The sequence below is a fragment of the Fodinibius sp. AD559 genome, assembly GCF_052712805.1.
Genome location: NZ_JBQPVW010000001.1, coordinates 653148 through 667119 on the forward strand (window position 1 = coordinate 653148; position 13972 = coordinate 667119).

At 42.8% G+C, this 13972-nt stretch carries 13 protein-coding genes; 9 read left to right on the forward strand and 4 right to left on the reverse strand.

Going from position 1 to position 13972, the window contains the following annotated elements; translation table 11 throughout:
• Window positions 1-155: 155 nt before the first annotated feature.
• Both ACQ4LT_RS03030 and ACQ4LT_RS03035 read right to left on the reverse strand, forming a co-directional pair.
• Window positions 156-632, reverse strand: a complete 477-nt coding sequence (locus tag ACQ4LT_RS03030) for a hypothetical protein (protein ID WP_445664527.1) — start codon at window positions 630-632, stop codon at window positions 156-158.
• Window positions 633-755: 123 nt separating this feature from the next.
• Entirely contained in the window at window positions 756-1208 is a 453-nt protein-coding gene (locus ACQ4LT_RS03035; protein ID WP_445664528.1) for an RrF2 family transcriptional regulator, read from the reverse strand.
• A 245-nt stretch (window positions 1209-1453) separates the two neighbouring features.
• Here ACQ4LT_RS03035 and ACQ4LT_RS03040 point away from each other — a divergent pair, with 245 nt between their 5' ends.
• From ACQ4LT_RS03040 to ACQ4LT_RS03080, 9 genes are all read left to right on the forward strand, one after another.
• The gene (locus ACQ4LT_RS03040; RefSeq protein WP_445664551.1) at window positions 1454-2872 is read left to right on the forward strand and encodes a cbb3-type cytochrome c oxidase subunit I; all 1419 of its coding nucleotides are present in this window, start codon (window positions 1454-1456) and stop codon (window positions 2870-2872) included.
• Window positions 2856-3023 carry a hypothetical protein gene (locus ACQ4LT_RS03045; protein ID WP_445664529.1) on the forward strand — a complete coding sequence of 56 codons (168 nt, stop codon included), beginning with the start codon at window positions 2856-2858 and terminating at the stop codon, window positions 3021-3023. Before ACQ4LT_RS03040 ends, ACQ4LT_RS03045 begins: the two co-directional genes overlap by 17 nt.
• A gap of 23 nt (window positions 3024-3046) precedes the next feature.
• Window positions 3047-3574: a cytochrome C oxidase subunit II gene (locus ACQ4LT_RS03050; protein ID WP_445664530.1), complete on the forward strand. Its 528-nt coding sequence runs from the start codon at window positions 3047-3049 to the stop codon at window positions 3572-3574.
• Window positions 3575-3590: 16 nt separating this feature from the next.
• On the forward strand, window positions 3591-5318 hold the full coding sequence (locus ACQ4LT_RS03055) for a cbb3-type cytochrome c oxidase subunit I (RefSeq protein ID WP_445664532.1): 1728 nt from the start codon (window positions 3591-3593) through the stop codon (window positions 5316-5318).
• Window positions 5319-5448: 130 nt separating this feature from the next.
• Window positions 5449-6384: an SCO family protein gene (locus ACQ4LT_RS03060; RefSeq protein WP_445664533.1), complete on the forward strand. Its 936-nt coding sequence runs from the start codon at window positions 5449-5451 to the stop codon at window positions 6382-6384.
• Window positions 6385-6423: 39 nt separating this feature from the next.
• Complete coding sequence (locus ACQ4LT_RS03065) at window positions 6424-8583, forward strand: cytochrome b N-terminal domain-containing protein (protein ID WP_445664534.1); 2160 nt, start codon at window positions 6424-6426, stop codon at window positions 8581-8583.
• Between the two features lie 401 nt (window positions 8584-8984).
• Window positions 8985-9221, forward strand: a complete 237-nt coding sequence (locus ACQ4LT_RS03070) for a GIY-YIG nuclease family protein (protein WP_445664535.1) — start codon at window positions 8985-8987, stop codon at window positions 9219-9221.
• 375 nt (window positions 9222-9596) lie between these two features.
• Window positions 9597-10727, forward strand: a complete 1131-nt coding sequence (locus ACQ4LT_RS03075) for a thioredoxin-like domain-containing protein (RefSeq protein WP_445664536.1) — start codon at window positions 9597-9599, stop codon at window positions 10725-10727.
• 373 nt (window positions 10728-11100) lie between these two features.
• Window positions 11101-12384 (forward strand): mechanosensitive ion channel family protein, encoded by a 1284-nt coding sequence (locus ACQ4LT_RS03080; RefSeq protein WP_445664537.1) that lies wholly within the window; start codon window positions 11101-11103, stop codon window positions 12382-12384.
• A gap of 303 nt (window positions 12385-12687) precedes the next feature.
• On the opposite strand, the gene ACQ4LT_RS03085 is transcribed toward ACQ4LT_RS03080, so the two are convergent.
• Both ACQ4LT_RS03085 and ACQ4LT_RS03090 read right to left on the reverse strand, forming a co-directional pair.
• Window positions 12688-13518 carry a hypothetical protein gene (locus ACQ4LT_RS03085; protein WP_445664538.1) on the reverse strand — a complete coding sequence of 277 codons (831 nt, stop codon included), beginning with the start codon at window positions 13516-13518 and terminating at the stop codon, window positions 12688-12690.
• Window positions 13519-13778: 260 nt separating this feature from the next.
• On the reverse strand, window positions 13779-13972 hold a 194-nt coding region (locus ACQ4LT_RS03090; protein ID WP_445664539.1), incomplete at its 5' end, for a hypothetical protein.

Below are 13972 nucleotides of genomic sequence, written 5' to 3' on the forward strand. Positions count from 1 at the left end.
TGAGCAATGCCGATTTACCTAAATTAAAGGAGGCGGCTACTACTTTTATTGAGCGTACAATGCCCGAGCAAGGGGAGGGTCTCTACGGAACTCAAGAGATGGCTGTGTATTGGTTTTCTCAGAAATATACTCGAAAAAATGCCTTTGTGGGCTTATTATGTTCTGAAACGATCGGAATACTCCAGGCAAAGTAACAAGGTGATGCCATAACTCAGGTGCATAATTAAACCGGCAAGTATATTAAGTACGGGAAACCAGGTATCGATATAAAATATGCCAAATGACTCTCCACCGGCCATAGAAATAGCGGGTGATATAATGACGGCAGCCACAATTGAAATCACAACACCATAAATAATTCCCTGCACCAGCCAATTACCCGGTAGTTTGTTATCCAGGAAAACTACATAGATTAAAGCCAATAAAACCCCACCGATATAGTAGGCTGCATTTCCCCAGAGCATGTTATATGGATCTTGTTCATGAATATGATTGAAAATTTCCTTTAGCATATATCCCACATCAATAACAGGAAGGCCAATGCCGCTTGATAGAAATGAAAGCATTGACATCATAAATGTTGCAATAAGTCCGCAAATAACCGTTTGAGTAAAAGAATATGTACGTTCCATAATAGATGTACCCAACGTAATTTGTTGAAAAGTTCATTTATATATAGAGAGTATGGGGCACAGAAACAAGTAAGAATTGCCTATAGGAAAAGAGATGTTAGATATGTATCAGCGGAATTATTTTTATTTAGACTCTCGGGTTTGATTCCATCTTTCAAGATTGTCCATCATACCGCTTTCTTGTCGAATTTCTTCAAAGTTGGTATTGCATGCCCAGTCACGAAAGTCATCCTTTAACCGTTTCCAAATAGGATGCAGGGGACACGGGTTCTCATTTTTGCATTCATCCCACCCAAATACGCAAGGCTGTTCATCCATGTCAAAACCCGCAGCCGTAAGTACGTCCATAATAGTCAGTTTTTCAGGATCTATACTCATAATAAATCCTCCACCGTGTCCCTTCCGAGAGTGTACATATCCGGACTCTACCATCTTACGCATAATTTTGGACAGGTAATGAGAGGGCACACCGGTTAGTTCGGCCAGTCGGGATGAAGAGACCGGCTTGTCCTGCTGAAAGACAACAAGTCCGGTCATTGCTCTTAATGCATATTGTGACGTCTGATTTAAAAACATTTAGATATAGAAAAAAAGATTAAAGTTAGCCTCTCCAACTACAGAAAACAGATTCATTACTGGTATTATATCAAGTTCTTACAGTTGTTGATAAAATATTCTTTTGATTCTTGAATTCCGAAACAAAATACTTTTTCGATATTACCTCAGGTAATGTAAAAAAAATATTTCAATAGACTTGCCTATCTATTAAGAGAGTTTTATTATAGACATAAATATCTATTGAGTGGGTAATCCCAGTGAACATGCTTCTAATTTTAAAAAAGGCAGTTTTATTACCGGTTGAGATTTGGACTGCGGCACAGTCGCTTACTGCCAGAGATTTCTCTAAACGCTGGCTTAAGCTCGCACTCCTCACATTATTACTATCGGGATTATTTTCTGTAGTAATTGTTTTAGCACGAACACCCGGTCTTTCTGCAGTTATAACCGACCCGCTGTTTTTTAAAAAGTCACTGGTTCTCCATGTAGACCTGGCCTTGGTTATATGGTTTTATTCTTTTTTGGCTGTACTCTTTATGTCGCTTACCAATGCGGTCTCCCGACTGCGAAATGCCATTGCGATGAAGATTGCACTCTTTGGCGTACTTGTTATGATTTCCAGCATATTTTTCGAAAGTGCGAAACCTATTCTTGCTAACTACATCCCGGTATTAGATCATCCTCTCTTCATTATTGGACTCCTACTATTTGGAATCGGGTTAATTGTAACATTTTCATCCGGTATTTCTAACCCGGATTCTCTGTCTGTAAGATCTAAATTAACTTTTTATAGTGACAGTGCGCGGGATTCCATACGCCTTGCTGGTTTCCTTGTACTTGTAGCTATCATAACTCTGGTTATATCATGGTTTATTACGCCAGTATTGACTGACCGTACATCATTTTACGAGAGGGTCATGTGGGGCGGAGGACATATCCTACAATTTGCTAATGTATTGGGAATGCTCACCGTCTGGCTTATTCTTTTGCATAAACTAACCGGCAGTGATGTAATTAGTAAAAATCTAAACCGGGGATTACTCTTAGTTTTGGTAATACCTGCTGCTGCATCCCCTTTGCTTTTATTTAACGGAACTACAAGTTCGCTTTACTACAGTGGATTTACCCAATTGATGCGCTGGTTTATTTTTCCGGTTGTATTGGTCTATATCGGTATTGCCATTCATTCCGTTTGGAAAACTCGTAACGAGGAAGAGATCGATGGTCCGCTGTTTCAGAATCTGTATTTCAATGGGCTTTTTGTAAGCGTACTGCTTACCCTTACCGGGTTTGGTGTGGGGGCGATGATTCGCACATCATCAACACTTATCCCGGCGCATTATCATGCATCACTCGGTGCCGTAACGGTGGCTTATATGGTAATGGTCATCATTCTGATGAAAGAGTACGGCTACAGCCTGGATGGTTTAAAAAGTAAAAGGCTGGTTAGCTGGCAGCCACTCCTGTTCGGGCTGGGACAAACTATTTTTGTTATCGGATTTGCTTATGCCGGATTACAGGGCATGGGCAGGAAACTCTTCGGGACCGATCAAAGTATCCATAGCATAGAAGCAATGATCGGTCTTGGATTGATGAGTATCGGAGGTCTGCTTGCCATTACCGGCGGATTTCTATTTATCTATATCATAGCTAAATCATATACCAATGGAAGAAACAAATAAAACGATAGACGAAGAAAAAACACATCCAATCCAAAAATTTATGGATAACATATGGCTGCTTCTGGCCTTGGGATTGGCTATACCTATCCTCTCTTATACCCTTTGGGGACTGATAGAACTGATAACTATTGAAAAAGGAATTTTACCTTAATTATAAATTAAATCTAAAAAGCAATGAGCATATTTCATCCGAAAGGAAACTGGTTTCGACCTCCAACCGGTTCAGAACGCCTGTGGATCGGTATGGCGTTAGCGTGGTGCTTGGTTATGTCAGTAACGATGCCGTGGTGGCATTTTCAGGGTAAGCAAAACGCACCTCAAACCACATATGAGGTTGAGCCGGCCGTTTTTGAAGACAGAGTTGATGAATTTGTAGAAACAAATCAAGTTGGCGAAATGAACAATATACCGATTGTTCAGCCCGAGCCCGGCGGAGATGCCTATTTAATGGGACGAATTTGGCAATGGTATCCGATCTTAAAGCTTAAAAAAGGTCAAACCTACCGTATCCATCTTTCTTCCATCGATCTTCAGCACGGTTTTTCTCTTATTCCCATGAACATGAATATACACGTGTTGCCCGGATATGATTACGTGATGACTATCACCCCTACAACTACCGGTGAGTTCAGTATTATCTGCAATGAGTTTTGCGGGATAGGCCATCACACAATGACCGGTAAAATAATCGTCGAAGCCTAAAACTAATTATGAAACTATGAGTACAGAAACAATTAAAGCTAAAGCTCACAGAATATGTGAAACAACGGGGTTGACCATATTTCTGAAAGCACAATTTTTTGTAAAAGTTAATGCCGTTTTGGCCGTCATTTTCCTATTGATTGGTGGTATAGCAGCAATCTCATTAGCACTTACACGATGGTCAAACGTAATGCTTTTGAGTGATGTGTGGTACTACCGGATGCTTACCCTTCACGGTGTAAACATGCTGATTTTCTGGATTATCTTTTTCGAGATGGCCATACTTTATTTTGCCAGCACCACTCTGCTTAACACCAAGATGTTTTCGAAGAACCTGGCACACGTTTCTCTTGCATTGATGGTTGCCGGGGCCGTCTTAACTAACTATATCATTCTCGATGGGCAGGCTGATGTATTGATCACTTCCTATCCACCCCTGGAAGCCCATCCGATCTTTTATCTTGGAATTATTCTGTTTGCAGTGGGAGCGCTTATTGTCTGTTTTAACTTTTTCGCTACCCTCTATATAGCAAAAAAGAACAAAACGTATGAGGGATCGATGCCGTTGGTTACTTTCGGTGCGGCAACGGCTGCCATTATCGCCGTGGTTGCTTTGCTCCACGGAGCAGCTGCACTGATACCGACGTTTTTCTGGTCGATGGGATGGATGGAAATGATGGATACGGGTACATACCGCCTTTTATGGTGGGGATTGGGACACCATTCTCAGCAAATTAACGTAGCCGCGATGGTTTCGGTCTGGTACTTTGTAGCTACGATGAGTACTGGGGCAAAGCCGCTGAATGAAACCGTATGCCGTGGAGCATTTATTCTGTATATCCTATTTATTAACCTCGCAGCCGCCCATCACCTTTTGGTTGATCCCGGTCTTAGCTCTGAGTGGAAAATGTGGAACACCTCATATGCAATGTATCTGGCTGTTCTTGCTTCTATGATTCACGGCTATACAGTTCCTGCTTCTATGGAGGTTGCTATGCGCCGAAAAGGCTTTGACAAGGGAATATTAGGATGGTTTGCCAGACTGCCTTGGAAAGATCCCGGCTTCTCCGCCGTTGCCCTTTCGGTAATTATATTCGGATTTATCGGCGGTATTACAGGAGTTACCCTGGGAACTGAACAGATAAATATCATGGCGCATAACACCCTGCGCATCCCGGGACACTTTCATGCTACGGTAGTCGGAGGTACCTCTCTCGCTTTTATGGGGCTTTGTTACTACTTGGTACCACTTATCTTCCAGAAGGATTTTTACATGAAGAAACTGGCTCGGATTCAACCTTGGCTGTTCGGCGGAGGTATCGTGATGATGTCGCTCGGTATGTCGTTTGCCGGCACTTACGGAGTACCCCGAAGAACGTATGACGTCGATTTTAGTGGAGCAAACCTTGAGACCGGTTTTGATCCGGTTGCCCATATTTTTCTGGGTGTTCTCGGAATCGGGGGAACAATTGCGTTTCTCGGACTGCTTTTATTTATCGTTCTGATTGTTGCCGCCGTATTCTTTGGTCCTTCGCTTAAGGGGCAAAAAATGCCGACCTGGCAGAACAAACGAGATCAAAAAATGACTGATGAATTGATAAGCAAAGGGTATGAAGAGGAAGGAAAAGATTATCATGTAAAAACGCCGGGAACTATTGTCCTTGTGTTAATTTTTCTCCTCAGTTTTGCAATCTACTACTTTGCCAACTGGGCGGCACTTACAGACTTATGGTTTATTAGGTAGAAAACTGGAAATAGCTTAACACTACAATATCCTGTCGGACGTCCGCACTGTGTTTTACGGACGCCTGCAGGATTTTTAAAACTGGGCTCTCGTTGTTGGATAGAATTTTTAAAACTACAAACCTTAAGCCATGCTGAAACGCATAGAAAACTTTTTTATCTCGTGGCGTTTTCCTTCGTTTATGCTGGCTGCGTTGTTTTTTTCGTGGGTGCTCATTATGGTCATGGTATTTATGCCGGTCACAGACACGGCCTGGGGAGCATTTGCAGAGGATTTTAAAGTATGGTGTTTTGGTTATGATCCGGCAACGGGAAGCATCCAATGGATTTATCCGATTGTATTTACGATTAATCCTCTCATGTTGTCGGTTGTTATTTTGTTTGTATGGGGCGAACCGCTTAAAAAGGTGTATTCCAGACCTGCTATTATTAAAAAACATGTATCAATGGCCCTGGTACTGGTTGCATCTGTAGCTGGTTCCTTCCTACTGATGTATGACGCTCCGGATAAAGAAGACTTGGCCTTTAGTCCCGATGCACTTCGCGTTGCGCTTACCCCTCCGGAATTTAAGCTGACAAATCACAAAGAAGAGGAGGTAAGGCTCTCGGATTTTGAGGATAAGGTAGTAATCCTCACTTCAATATATGCTTCCTGCGCAAATACCTGTCCGATGATTTTAGAGCAGGCAAAACAAACGATGGAGAACCTGACTCCCGGGGAACGAGATGAGGTAGTTCTGATGGCTATCACTATGCAGCCGGAAGTAGATACACCGCACCTTCTTAATCAAGTGGCCGATTATCGTAAGCTGAATCAGTATAATACACACATGCTGACCGGGGAAGTTGATTACGTAAACGAGATATTGGATAAGCTAAAGGTATCCCGCTATGAAATGGGAGATTCCGACAATATAGACCATGCCAATATCTTTCTGGTTATCGACCGAAAAGGGAAGATAGCTTATCGCTTTTCCCTGGGTGATATACAACAGGAATGGATGACTGAAGCTCTTAAGATTCTGATCAAGGAAGAAGAGCCGGAACAATTAACGGAAGTAAAATAACACTGAAATATATTCAAGCCTCGAATTTTGTAGATAATTATGGCGGAAGGCTCAAACGATAATAATCTCGAAGCAAAGGAATCATACTGGAACTGGCAGGAGTTTAAAACAAATGTTGTAAGGGCCTCGGAAGCCGGTCCGGATTCATCGGTCAGGGGACGGAAATACCTGGACAATGTTGACCGCTGGTTTCGCAAAATAGATGGTATCACCTTACGGTATATTCCGGAACAGTATCATCCATTTATCCAGACCGGAGCTATCGCAAATTTCATGTTTGTGATTGCGGTTATTACGGGTTTTTTGCTGCTTATCTGGTATGATCCCAGTGTACATTCTGCCTATGATTCTGTGGCTGCGATGTCTGATAGTCCATACACAGCTGAGCTTGTTCGCAGCCTGCACCGCTATAGTTCAGATGCGTTCATATTATTTGTGATTTTTCATGCTTTTAAAGTCTTTTTCGGGGCACGGTTTACCGGCTCTCGATGGCTTGCGTGGATTACCGGAATTGTGGCACTGATTATTATATGGTTCGATGGCTGGCTGGGGTACTGGCTCGTCTGGGATGATCAGGCCGCTATGATTGCAACAGCCACGGCCAAGATGGTGGATGTACTGCCTTTTTTCGCTGAACCGCTTGCTGCTTCCTTCCTTACGGGCGACAGTTTTAACTCGGTCCTGTTCTTAGTAGTATTCTTTCTACATATGCTGATTCCGATTAGCTTCGGCATTATGATCTGGCTTCACGTATCCCGGCTCAATAAGCCAAACTTTATGACCAACATGAAGTTTTCGGGACTCTTGTTGGGTTCGCTGATCATCGTATCACTGCTTTTCCCTGCCGATATCGGAGAAAGAGCCGACCTGTTAACTTCACCTGAAGGGGTGGTCATTGACTATTTCTATCTGCTACCGCTTATTCTGACCGAACGCTTACAGGGCGGTACACTGTGGCTGCTCTTTTTGGCCGGCTTTGTTTTGGTTTCCAGTATTCCCTGGATTATGAGGAGAAGGAAAAGGGAAGATACACAACCGGTAGTTGATGAAGTAAAATGCAACGGGTGTACGCAGTGCTTTTACGATTGTCCCTATAATGCCATAACCATGGTGCCGAGAGTAAAGGGTAATCCCAAAAAAAGTGAGTTTGTGGCTGAAATTGATCACTCTATCTGTGTATCGTGCGGAATTTGTGTAGGATCATGCGATCCCGTTGCTATCGATTATCCTAATTTATCGGCCTGGGATATACGTGAAAAGCTTGACCGGTGGCTGGATGATGATGCCCGAAAACTGGAAGATGTAAATGTGGCTTTTGTATGCGGTAACAGTGCAGGTAGCTTACTTACCATTGATCCTGAAAGCGGCCGATGCAAAGAGATGCCGGGTTACCTGGTTTGTACACTTCCCTGTGCTGGATGGGTCCATCCCACGTTGATAGAACGGGCGCTCAAGAAAGGCGCCAACGGGGTTTTGGTTTCCGGCTGCGAATCGGATCCTGATTTTCGCCTTGGTGCAGACTGGATGGGAGACCGTATCGAGGGCGAACGGCATCCGGAATTTAGAAAAGATCGCTATGAAAGAGATAAAATCCTTTATCTAAAGCTTGATAAGCCTGAGTTTGATAAATTTCTGGACGAAGCGCAGAAGTTCAGAAAGAAGCGGCAAGATGATCCAAATCTGATAAAAGATGCTGCAGATAAGATTAAATCAAATTGGAAACAGGCGGCCGCCGGTGTTCTGATAGCTGGGATGATTGCCGGCTTGACGGTATGGCCCAGTTCGGCCGGCCTACCACTTCCTGAAAGAGAGTCGGAGCTGGTTGTTTCATTTAAGAAAAAAGGAGCGCCGGTGTATGCCGAAAAACAATCTGATGAAGATCGTCCTCGTCATATGCAGCGCGGTGATGTAAAACAGGTGGAGCAAAGATCAGACGTAGCTGTAAAAATATCGGCTGGTGACAAGGTTCTTTTTGAAGAATATTATGCCCCCAAAGGCATATTTGAGAGAGGTTACAGTAGCGGTATTATTCATATTCCCTTGGATCCGGGCCGTCATACAATACATGCCCAAATTGGTAATGTAACGGAAAATGGCGTTGAATGGCAGCAAAGCGTAGAGCAGAATCTGGAAATTAAGGAGGGAGAAAAGGCAGTACTCAAATTTGATGAACAAGAGGGGTTTAGCTGGTATTTCTGATAGGGGAGGTGTCAAAAATTACAACTAAACCAGGCAGCTGGTAAAGTCTATTAGCGGCCTCACCTTTCTCACTTTAGTCATCCTTATAAGTCTTGGTTACAAACCAATTGCTGGCGACCGGGTTATTCTGGATTCTTACAGAAATGCTCTCATTGGTTTTAAACCTGGATAAGAAGGCAATGTTGTTTTAAGAATAGGTCTCTGAAAAAAGGATACCCTTGTGCTATATAAGATTCCCCTTGGTGAGCCGCTCTAATTTTATTTTTCCATCTTTTTTTAGCCGTAAAAGGCAAGGTTTCGCCTGTTACTATTGGAGAAGACTGTTTATACTCAAAGTGACGAAATATTACTATTAGATCATTCAAAATAATCTCATTTTTATGAAACCATGGTTTGTCTATATGATACGTTGCACAGACGGTAGTTTGTATACGGGGAGTACAAATCATGTGATCCACCGCTGGCATAAACATAAGAAGGGCAAAGGGGCCAAATACCTGCAAGCCAATGAGCCAAAAGCCGTAGTATTTGTCGAGGAGCACCCGGATCGTTCCCAGGCATGTAAGCGTGAGTATCAGATCAAGCAATACTCAAAGCAGGAAAAGGAATCCCTGATCACAGAGTACTACCAGCTATAATACCGTCGTATGAGCGGATGCATCTGCCTCACTTTTATTTATTGATATAATATTCTCTTCCTCCTTTTGCACATAATGGTTAGATATCTACCATAGATTTTAAAATGAATACATTAAGGGTAACCACATTTTCTCGTAATAAACGCCACCACTGCCAAAATAATACGCTTCCATAATCAGCTCACCGACGAATACTTTGCAGTGCATATAAATTGGGAAATATGCCACTCGCTTTTTTACGTCAAGATTTAACGAACTATAACTGCCTTTTTTGGTAAAAATATCATAAAGTATTATCTATGCTGGCCAAGCATCGAACATTTGAGGCATACATGTCGGCTGCACATATATCTAATATCAAATAGTCAATAAATCGTGATTTCTAAAACATCTCTACCTATCCTGGCTGTTGTAATTGTTCTTTGTATCTCCTGTACGACAGAACAAAATGAACCGGTATTTTCGGTGGAAGGAAAACTATATAGCACCGATGTCGAGCATGTGCTGTTATCTCAAGCGAAAGGGCTTAACGCGAATCAGTTCGATGTCGTGGATACCTTGTCGGTACATGCTGACAGTACCTTTTCATCATCCTATCGTCTTGAGCCTCATTATTACCGGTTGCGTATTCACGACTCCCTGCGGGTACCCTTCATTGCTGATTCCGGGCAGCATATTACGATCAATGTTCCCGCCAAGGGTGAGTATAAAGTATCCGGTTCCCCGGACACAGATCTTTTTGAAGAGTATGAACAATTCCGAATGGAGGTGTTGAGAGAAACAGTGTACCCGATAAGAGGACAATTGGAAGATTTGCGGGAAGAAAATAACCCGAAAGATGCCGCACGGATTCAAAAGCTTGGGGAACGTGTGGTACAGGCAGAACAGAATTATCGGGATACCCTCATACATGCGGTAAAAAAGATGGGGACATCTATCGCCATTTATCCGACCATGGTTCGTTGGAACGGCGATAAACACCTGGATTACTATGAGGAACTGGCCGCTGATTTTTCTGAAAAACATAAGGGGCTTGAAGTCGCAGAACTGGTATCAGAGAAAGTTAGAATTTTAAAGCAGGTTTCGCTCGGCGGCAAAGTTTCAGAAATAGTCGCCCCGGATACGTCTGGCGTGGAGCGGTCACTTTATGATAATCTCGGCACCTACACATTAATAGATTTCTGGGGGAGTTGGTGTGGTCCCTGCCGATCAGAAAGCGACCATTTGGCAAGCATGTATAACCAGTATAATAGCTCCGGATTCGAGATTTTCGGCTTTGGCATTGAGTATGAAAAAGACCGGTGGATCCGAGCGATTAACGAAGATAACAGAATCTGGATAAATGTATCTACGGTTGATGGTTATTCCAATGACATTGCTGAAGCGTATGCCATAACGGCGATCCCTAAAAATTTTCTAGTCGATGAGAACGGCATCATCATTGCGAAAGATATTCATGGCCAACAGCTTGAAGAGAAACTTGAGAAGTTATTCTCAGAAAAATGATTACCGTTCAACGCGGTGGAAGAAGAGTGTAGGGGTAAATAATAAAAACTGAATCCGTTACATATAACGGCAGGCCGGGTCGCCAGCGCATGTTTCTTCCTGACAATGCCACCAATGTAGAAGTAACTACTCCATGTAATGTTGTTTTCGTTGATCAATAAATTGCTTAGATATTGTTATGGAGAAAACCGGGAAGAAATTGCTTCAGCAATAAAAAAGAATGCACTGGGAATTCGATAATTACAAGGAGCAAGAAGTCTAACAAAGCGCTATTCCGTGCGGTTCAAATATATTGCTGACGATGTGATATATTATGTGGAATATTTGAAGAGCTGAAATTCAATTTTCTTTAACCATAACAATTAATGAAACGATGAATCACATTGAAGAGTGGATTGAATCACTACTGGTAAATACAGGAATCGCTGAAGAGTGGGTAGTCTATCTGCGGCTTATTCTTTTTATCCTGATTCTGATCCTGCTCTCAGGAATCGCTTATGTTACTACGAAACGGATTATCATCCACTATCTCTATAAATTTATAAAGAAGTCATCCGTAACTTGGGATGATGCGCTGGCTGATCACAAGGTATTCAACAACGTAGCTCATATTATTCCTGCCATTTTAGTCCGCATCATGGCACCCGTTATTTTTGCCGACTTTGAGCAGGCACTTCCGTTCGTTATTAAAATAACGGACAGCTATCTGCTAATTGTGGGCATGACCATCATTTTTGCTTTTCTCAGGGTTGCACAATACGGACTTGTTTCCCACCCCATCTTTAAAGATAAACCGATCGCAAGCTACTTTCAGCTCGCAAGAATCATTCTGTATATCATTACCGGTATCCTTGTTCTTTCCTTGATCCTGGAGCGGTCCCCCGTATACTTCCTTAGTGCATTCGGTGCGATGACAGCAATTGTCCTGCTGATATTTAAAGATACTATTCTTGGGCTGGTGGCCAGTGTGCAGATGTGGTCTAATGATATGGTGCGGGTGGGCGACTGGGTGGAGATGCCCAAATACAATGCGGACGGGGATGTGATTGAAATTAACCTAAACACCGTAAAAATTCAGAACTGGGACCGAACGATCACCTCCATTCCAACCTATTATTTTATCACCGACAGTTTTAAAAATTGGAGAGGCATGCAGCAGAGCGGCGGGCGGAGAATCAAGAGGGCGATCTATATCGATTCCCAAACAGTAACGTTTGTGGATCCGGAGATGCGCGAGGAGCTCAAAAAATACCACCTGCTCAAAGAGTTCCTGGAAACGAGGCAGAAAGAGATTGAAGAGTACAATGAGAAACATAGCCTGGATACGTCCGTATTGATCAACGGACGGCGAATGACCAATCTTGGAGTGTTCAGAAAGTATATTGAATTTTATCTGAAAGACCATCCCCAAATTAAACAGGATATGACCGTGATGGTTCGCCAGCTCGGAACTGAGGGTCGGGGCATTCCCTTGGAGATCTACTGTTTTACCAGGACCACCGCTTGGCTGGAGTATGAGACTATACAGGCAGATATTTTCGATCACCTCTATGCTACAGTAGAATTCTTTGACCTCGATATTTTCCAGGAACCCGGGGGCAGGGATTTCTCTAACGCTTTCCAGTCTTTGGAGAAAAATATTTCGCCTGAAAATTAACCTTCTTCTTTAGTAATTCCCTTGTATGTCATTATTATACCAATAATTCAAGATTGATGACTCGCACTCATTTGTGTAATCCAATCGTATGCGGCTACAGGTTATTTTCCCAAGCTTAACACTTCAAGATTTTGAGTCAGATATCAACCTGAGCTTATCTTTAGAAAATTCCCATAACATGAGTATCGGGATAAGATTGTACTTTGGAGTGGTCCGAAAAATGGAGAAGCTTACAAAATAAGTAAAAGCCCGGAGCAGAGCCCCGGGCTTTATTTGGTTTCTCCATCGATTATAAACTACGAACTAATCATCGTCGTCATCAAAATCATCATCTACCTCGATCTCCTCTACACCGTTTTCGAACTCAGCTTCAAACTCAAGTAATTGCTGGTGTTCATCCCAGTCGTATTGGGTAAGATCCATGACGGAACCATCGGATTGTTCAAACCATGTTGTCGGGTTGATGCGTACCGAAACCATTTGCTCTATATTATCCTCGGTTACCTCAAGCGGTGGATTGAATGCCCGCTCAATCTCAATTTCTGCGTCAACAAAAACCTTAAACGATTGTGGGGCGCCATCAGTAGGGGTAAAAGTACCCGTAATAATCATACTGGCTTTAGCGGGCCAGTCCGGAAATTTGGAGCGGATGGAATCGGCCAGGGCTTGATGCTCTTCGTCTTCTCCTTGTTCCTCATTTTCAAAGTCCAGGTTTTCAACCTCGAACTCCAGCTCTTCGTATAGGCCGGCCTGAATTTGGCTGTTGGCCAGGCTCAGCGTTTCTTCCCCGAGCGGCAGGTCAACGAAGAACGGTTGGGATTCAAATTCCTCGAGCTCGGTAGAGTCATCATCAGCCTCGGAGGGATCCAGCTCAAATTCTGCAACGATAAATCGAATATCTTCGATCTTTAGTGTGCCGTTCGTGCCCTCTATAAGTAACGAATCGTGGGAGGATGAAGTCGTATTGCCGGATGAAACAGTCTTGGAAGTGGTACTCCCCGAAACTGTTTTAAATTGCAGGGTAACATTTCCTTCTCCCGGTTCAGCGTTGGTACCGGTGGTATTACAATTGGTAAGAAAAGCAATCAGTAGCGCAAACAGCGCAGTGAAAGATAGTAGCTTGGTGAGTTTCATAGGTATAACGTTATAGATGATAATTTACAGAAACAGTGTAACATATGACGATTGAATTGTGAAATGGTTACATCACTTTCAATAAGATTGGCGTATATGCACTGTTTTTAACTGACTAAACGTTCAAATGTTTCAGTATTCCGCAATTTCCTGAACGGGAAAGAGGTTGGTTCGTAAAAATGAGATCAAATACCGGCTAAAAGAAAAGGCCCGGAATAATTTTCGGGCCTTATAAAATCTATTACAGTATTAAAGGCTTATTAACTAGTCTCATCCTTATCATTGTCATTGGATTCCTCATCTTTGTTCTCGTTTTTACCTTCAGTGTTTTTATCAGTAGGCTTATCACTTTGAAGCATCTTGCGAGCATTTTGCAGATTTGCTCTTTCATTTTCGAGCATCTTTTCCAGCTCAGAGAGTTGCTGCTTAGCTTTTTCTAACTGTTGCCTTTTCT

What these genes read in the sequence shown, in the direction of transcription:
- ACQ4LT_RS03030 (WP_445664527.1), bottom strand. Translation starts at nt 632, where the DNA reads ATGGAACGTACATATTCTTTTACTCAAACGGTTATTTGCGGACTTATT.
- ACQ4LT_RS03035 (WP_445664528.1), bottom strand. Translation starts at nt 1,208, where the DNA reads ATGTTTTTAAATCAGACGTCACAATATGCATTAAGAGCAATGACCGGA.
- ACQ4LT_RS03040 (WP_445664551.1), top strand. Translation starts at nt 1,454, where the DNA reads ATGCTTCTAATTTTAAAAAAGGCAGTTTTATTACCGGTTGAGATTTGG.
- ACQ4LT_RS03045 (WP_445664529.1), top strand. Translation starts at nt 2,856, where the DNA reads ATGGAAGAAACAAATAAAACGATAGACGAAGAAAAAACACATCCAATC.
- ACQ4LT_RS03050 (WP_445664530.1), top strand. Translation starts at nt 3,047, where the DNA reads ATGAGCATATTTCATCCGAAAGGAAACTGGTTTCGACCTCCAACCGGT.
- ACQ4LT_RS03055 (WP_445664532.1), top strand. Translation starts at nt 3,591, where the DNA reads ATGAGTACAGAAACAATTAAAGCTAAAGCTCACAGAATATGTGAAACA.
- ACQ4LT_RS03060 (WP_445664533.1), top strand. Translation starts at nt 5,449, where the DNA reads ATGCTGAAACGCATAGAAAACTTTTTTATCTCGTGGCGTTTTCCTTCG.
- ACQ4LT_RS03065 (WP_445664534.1), top strand. Translation starts at nt 6,424, where the DNA reads ATGGCGGAAGGCTCAAACGATAATAATCTCGAAGCAAAGGAATCATAC.
- ACQ4LT_RS03070 (WP_445664535.1), top strand. Translation starts at nt 8,985, where the DNA reads ATGATACGTTGCACAGACGGTAGTTTGTATACGGGGAGTACAAATCAT.
- ACQ4LT_RS03080 (WP_445664537.1), top strand. Translation starts at nt 11,101, where the DNA reads ATGAATCACATTGAAGAGTGGATTGAATCACTACTGGTAAATACAGGA.
- ACQ4LT_RS03085 (WP_445664538.1), bottom strand. Translation starts at nt 13,518, where the DNA reads ATGAAACTCACCAAGCTACTATCTTTCACTGCGCTGTTTGCGCTACTG.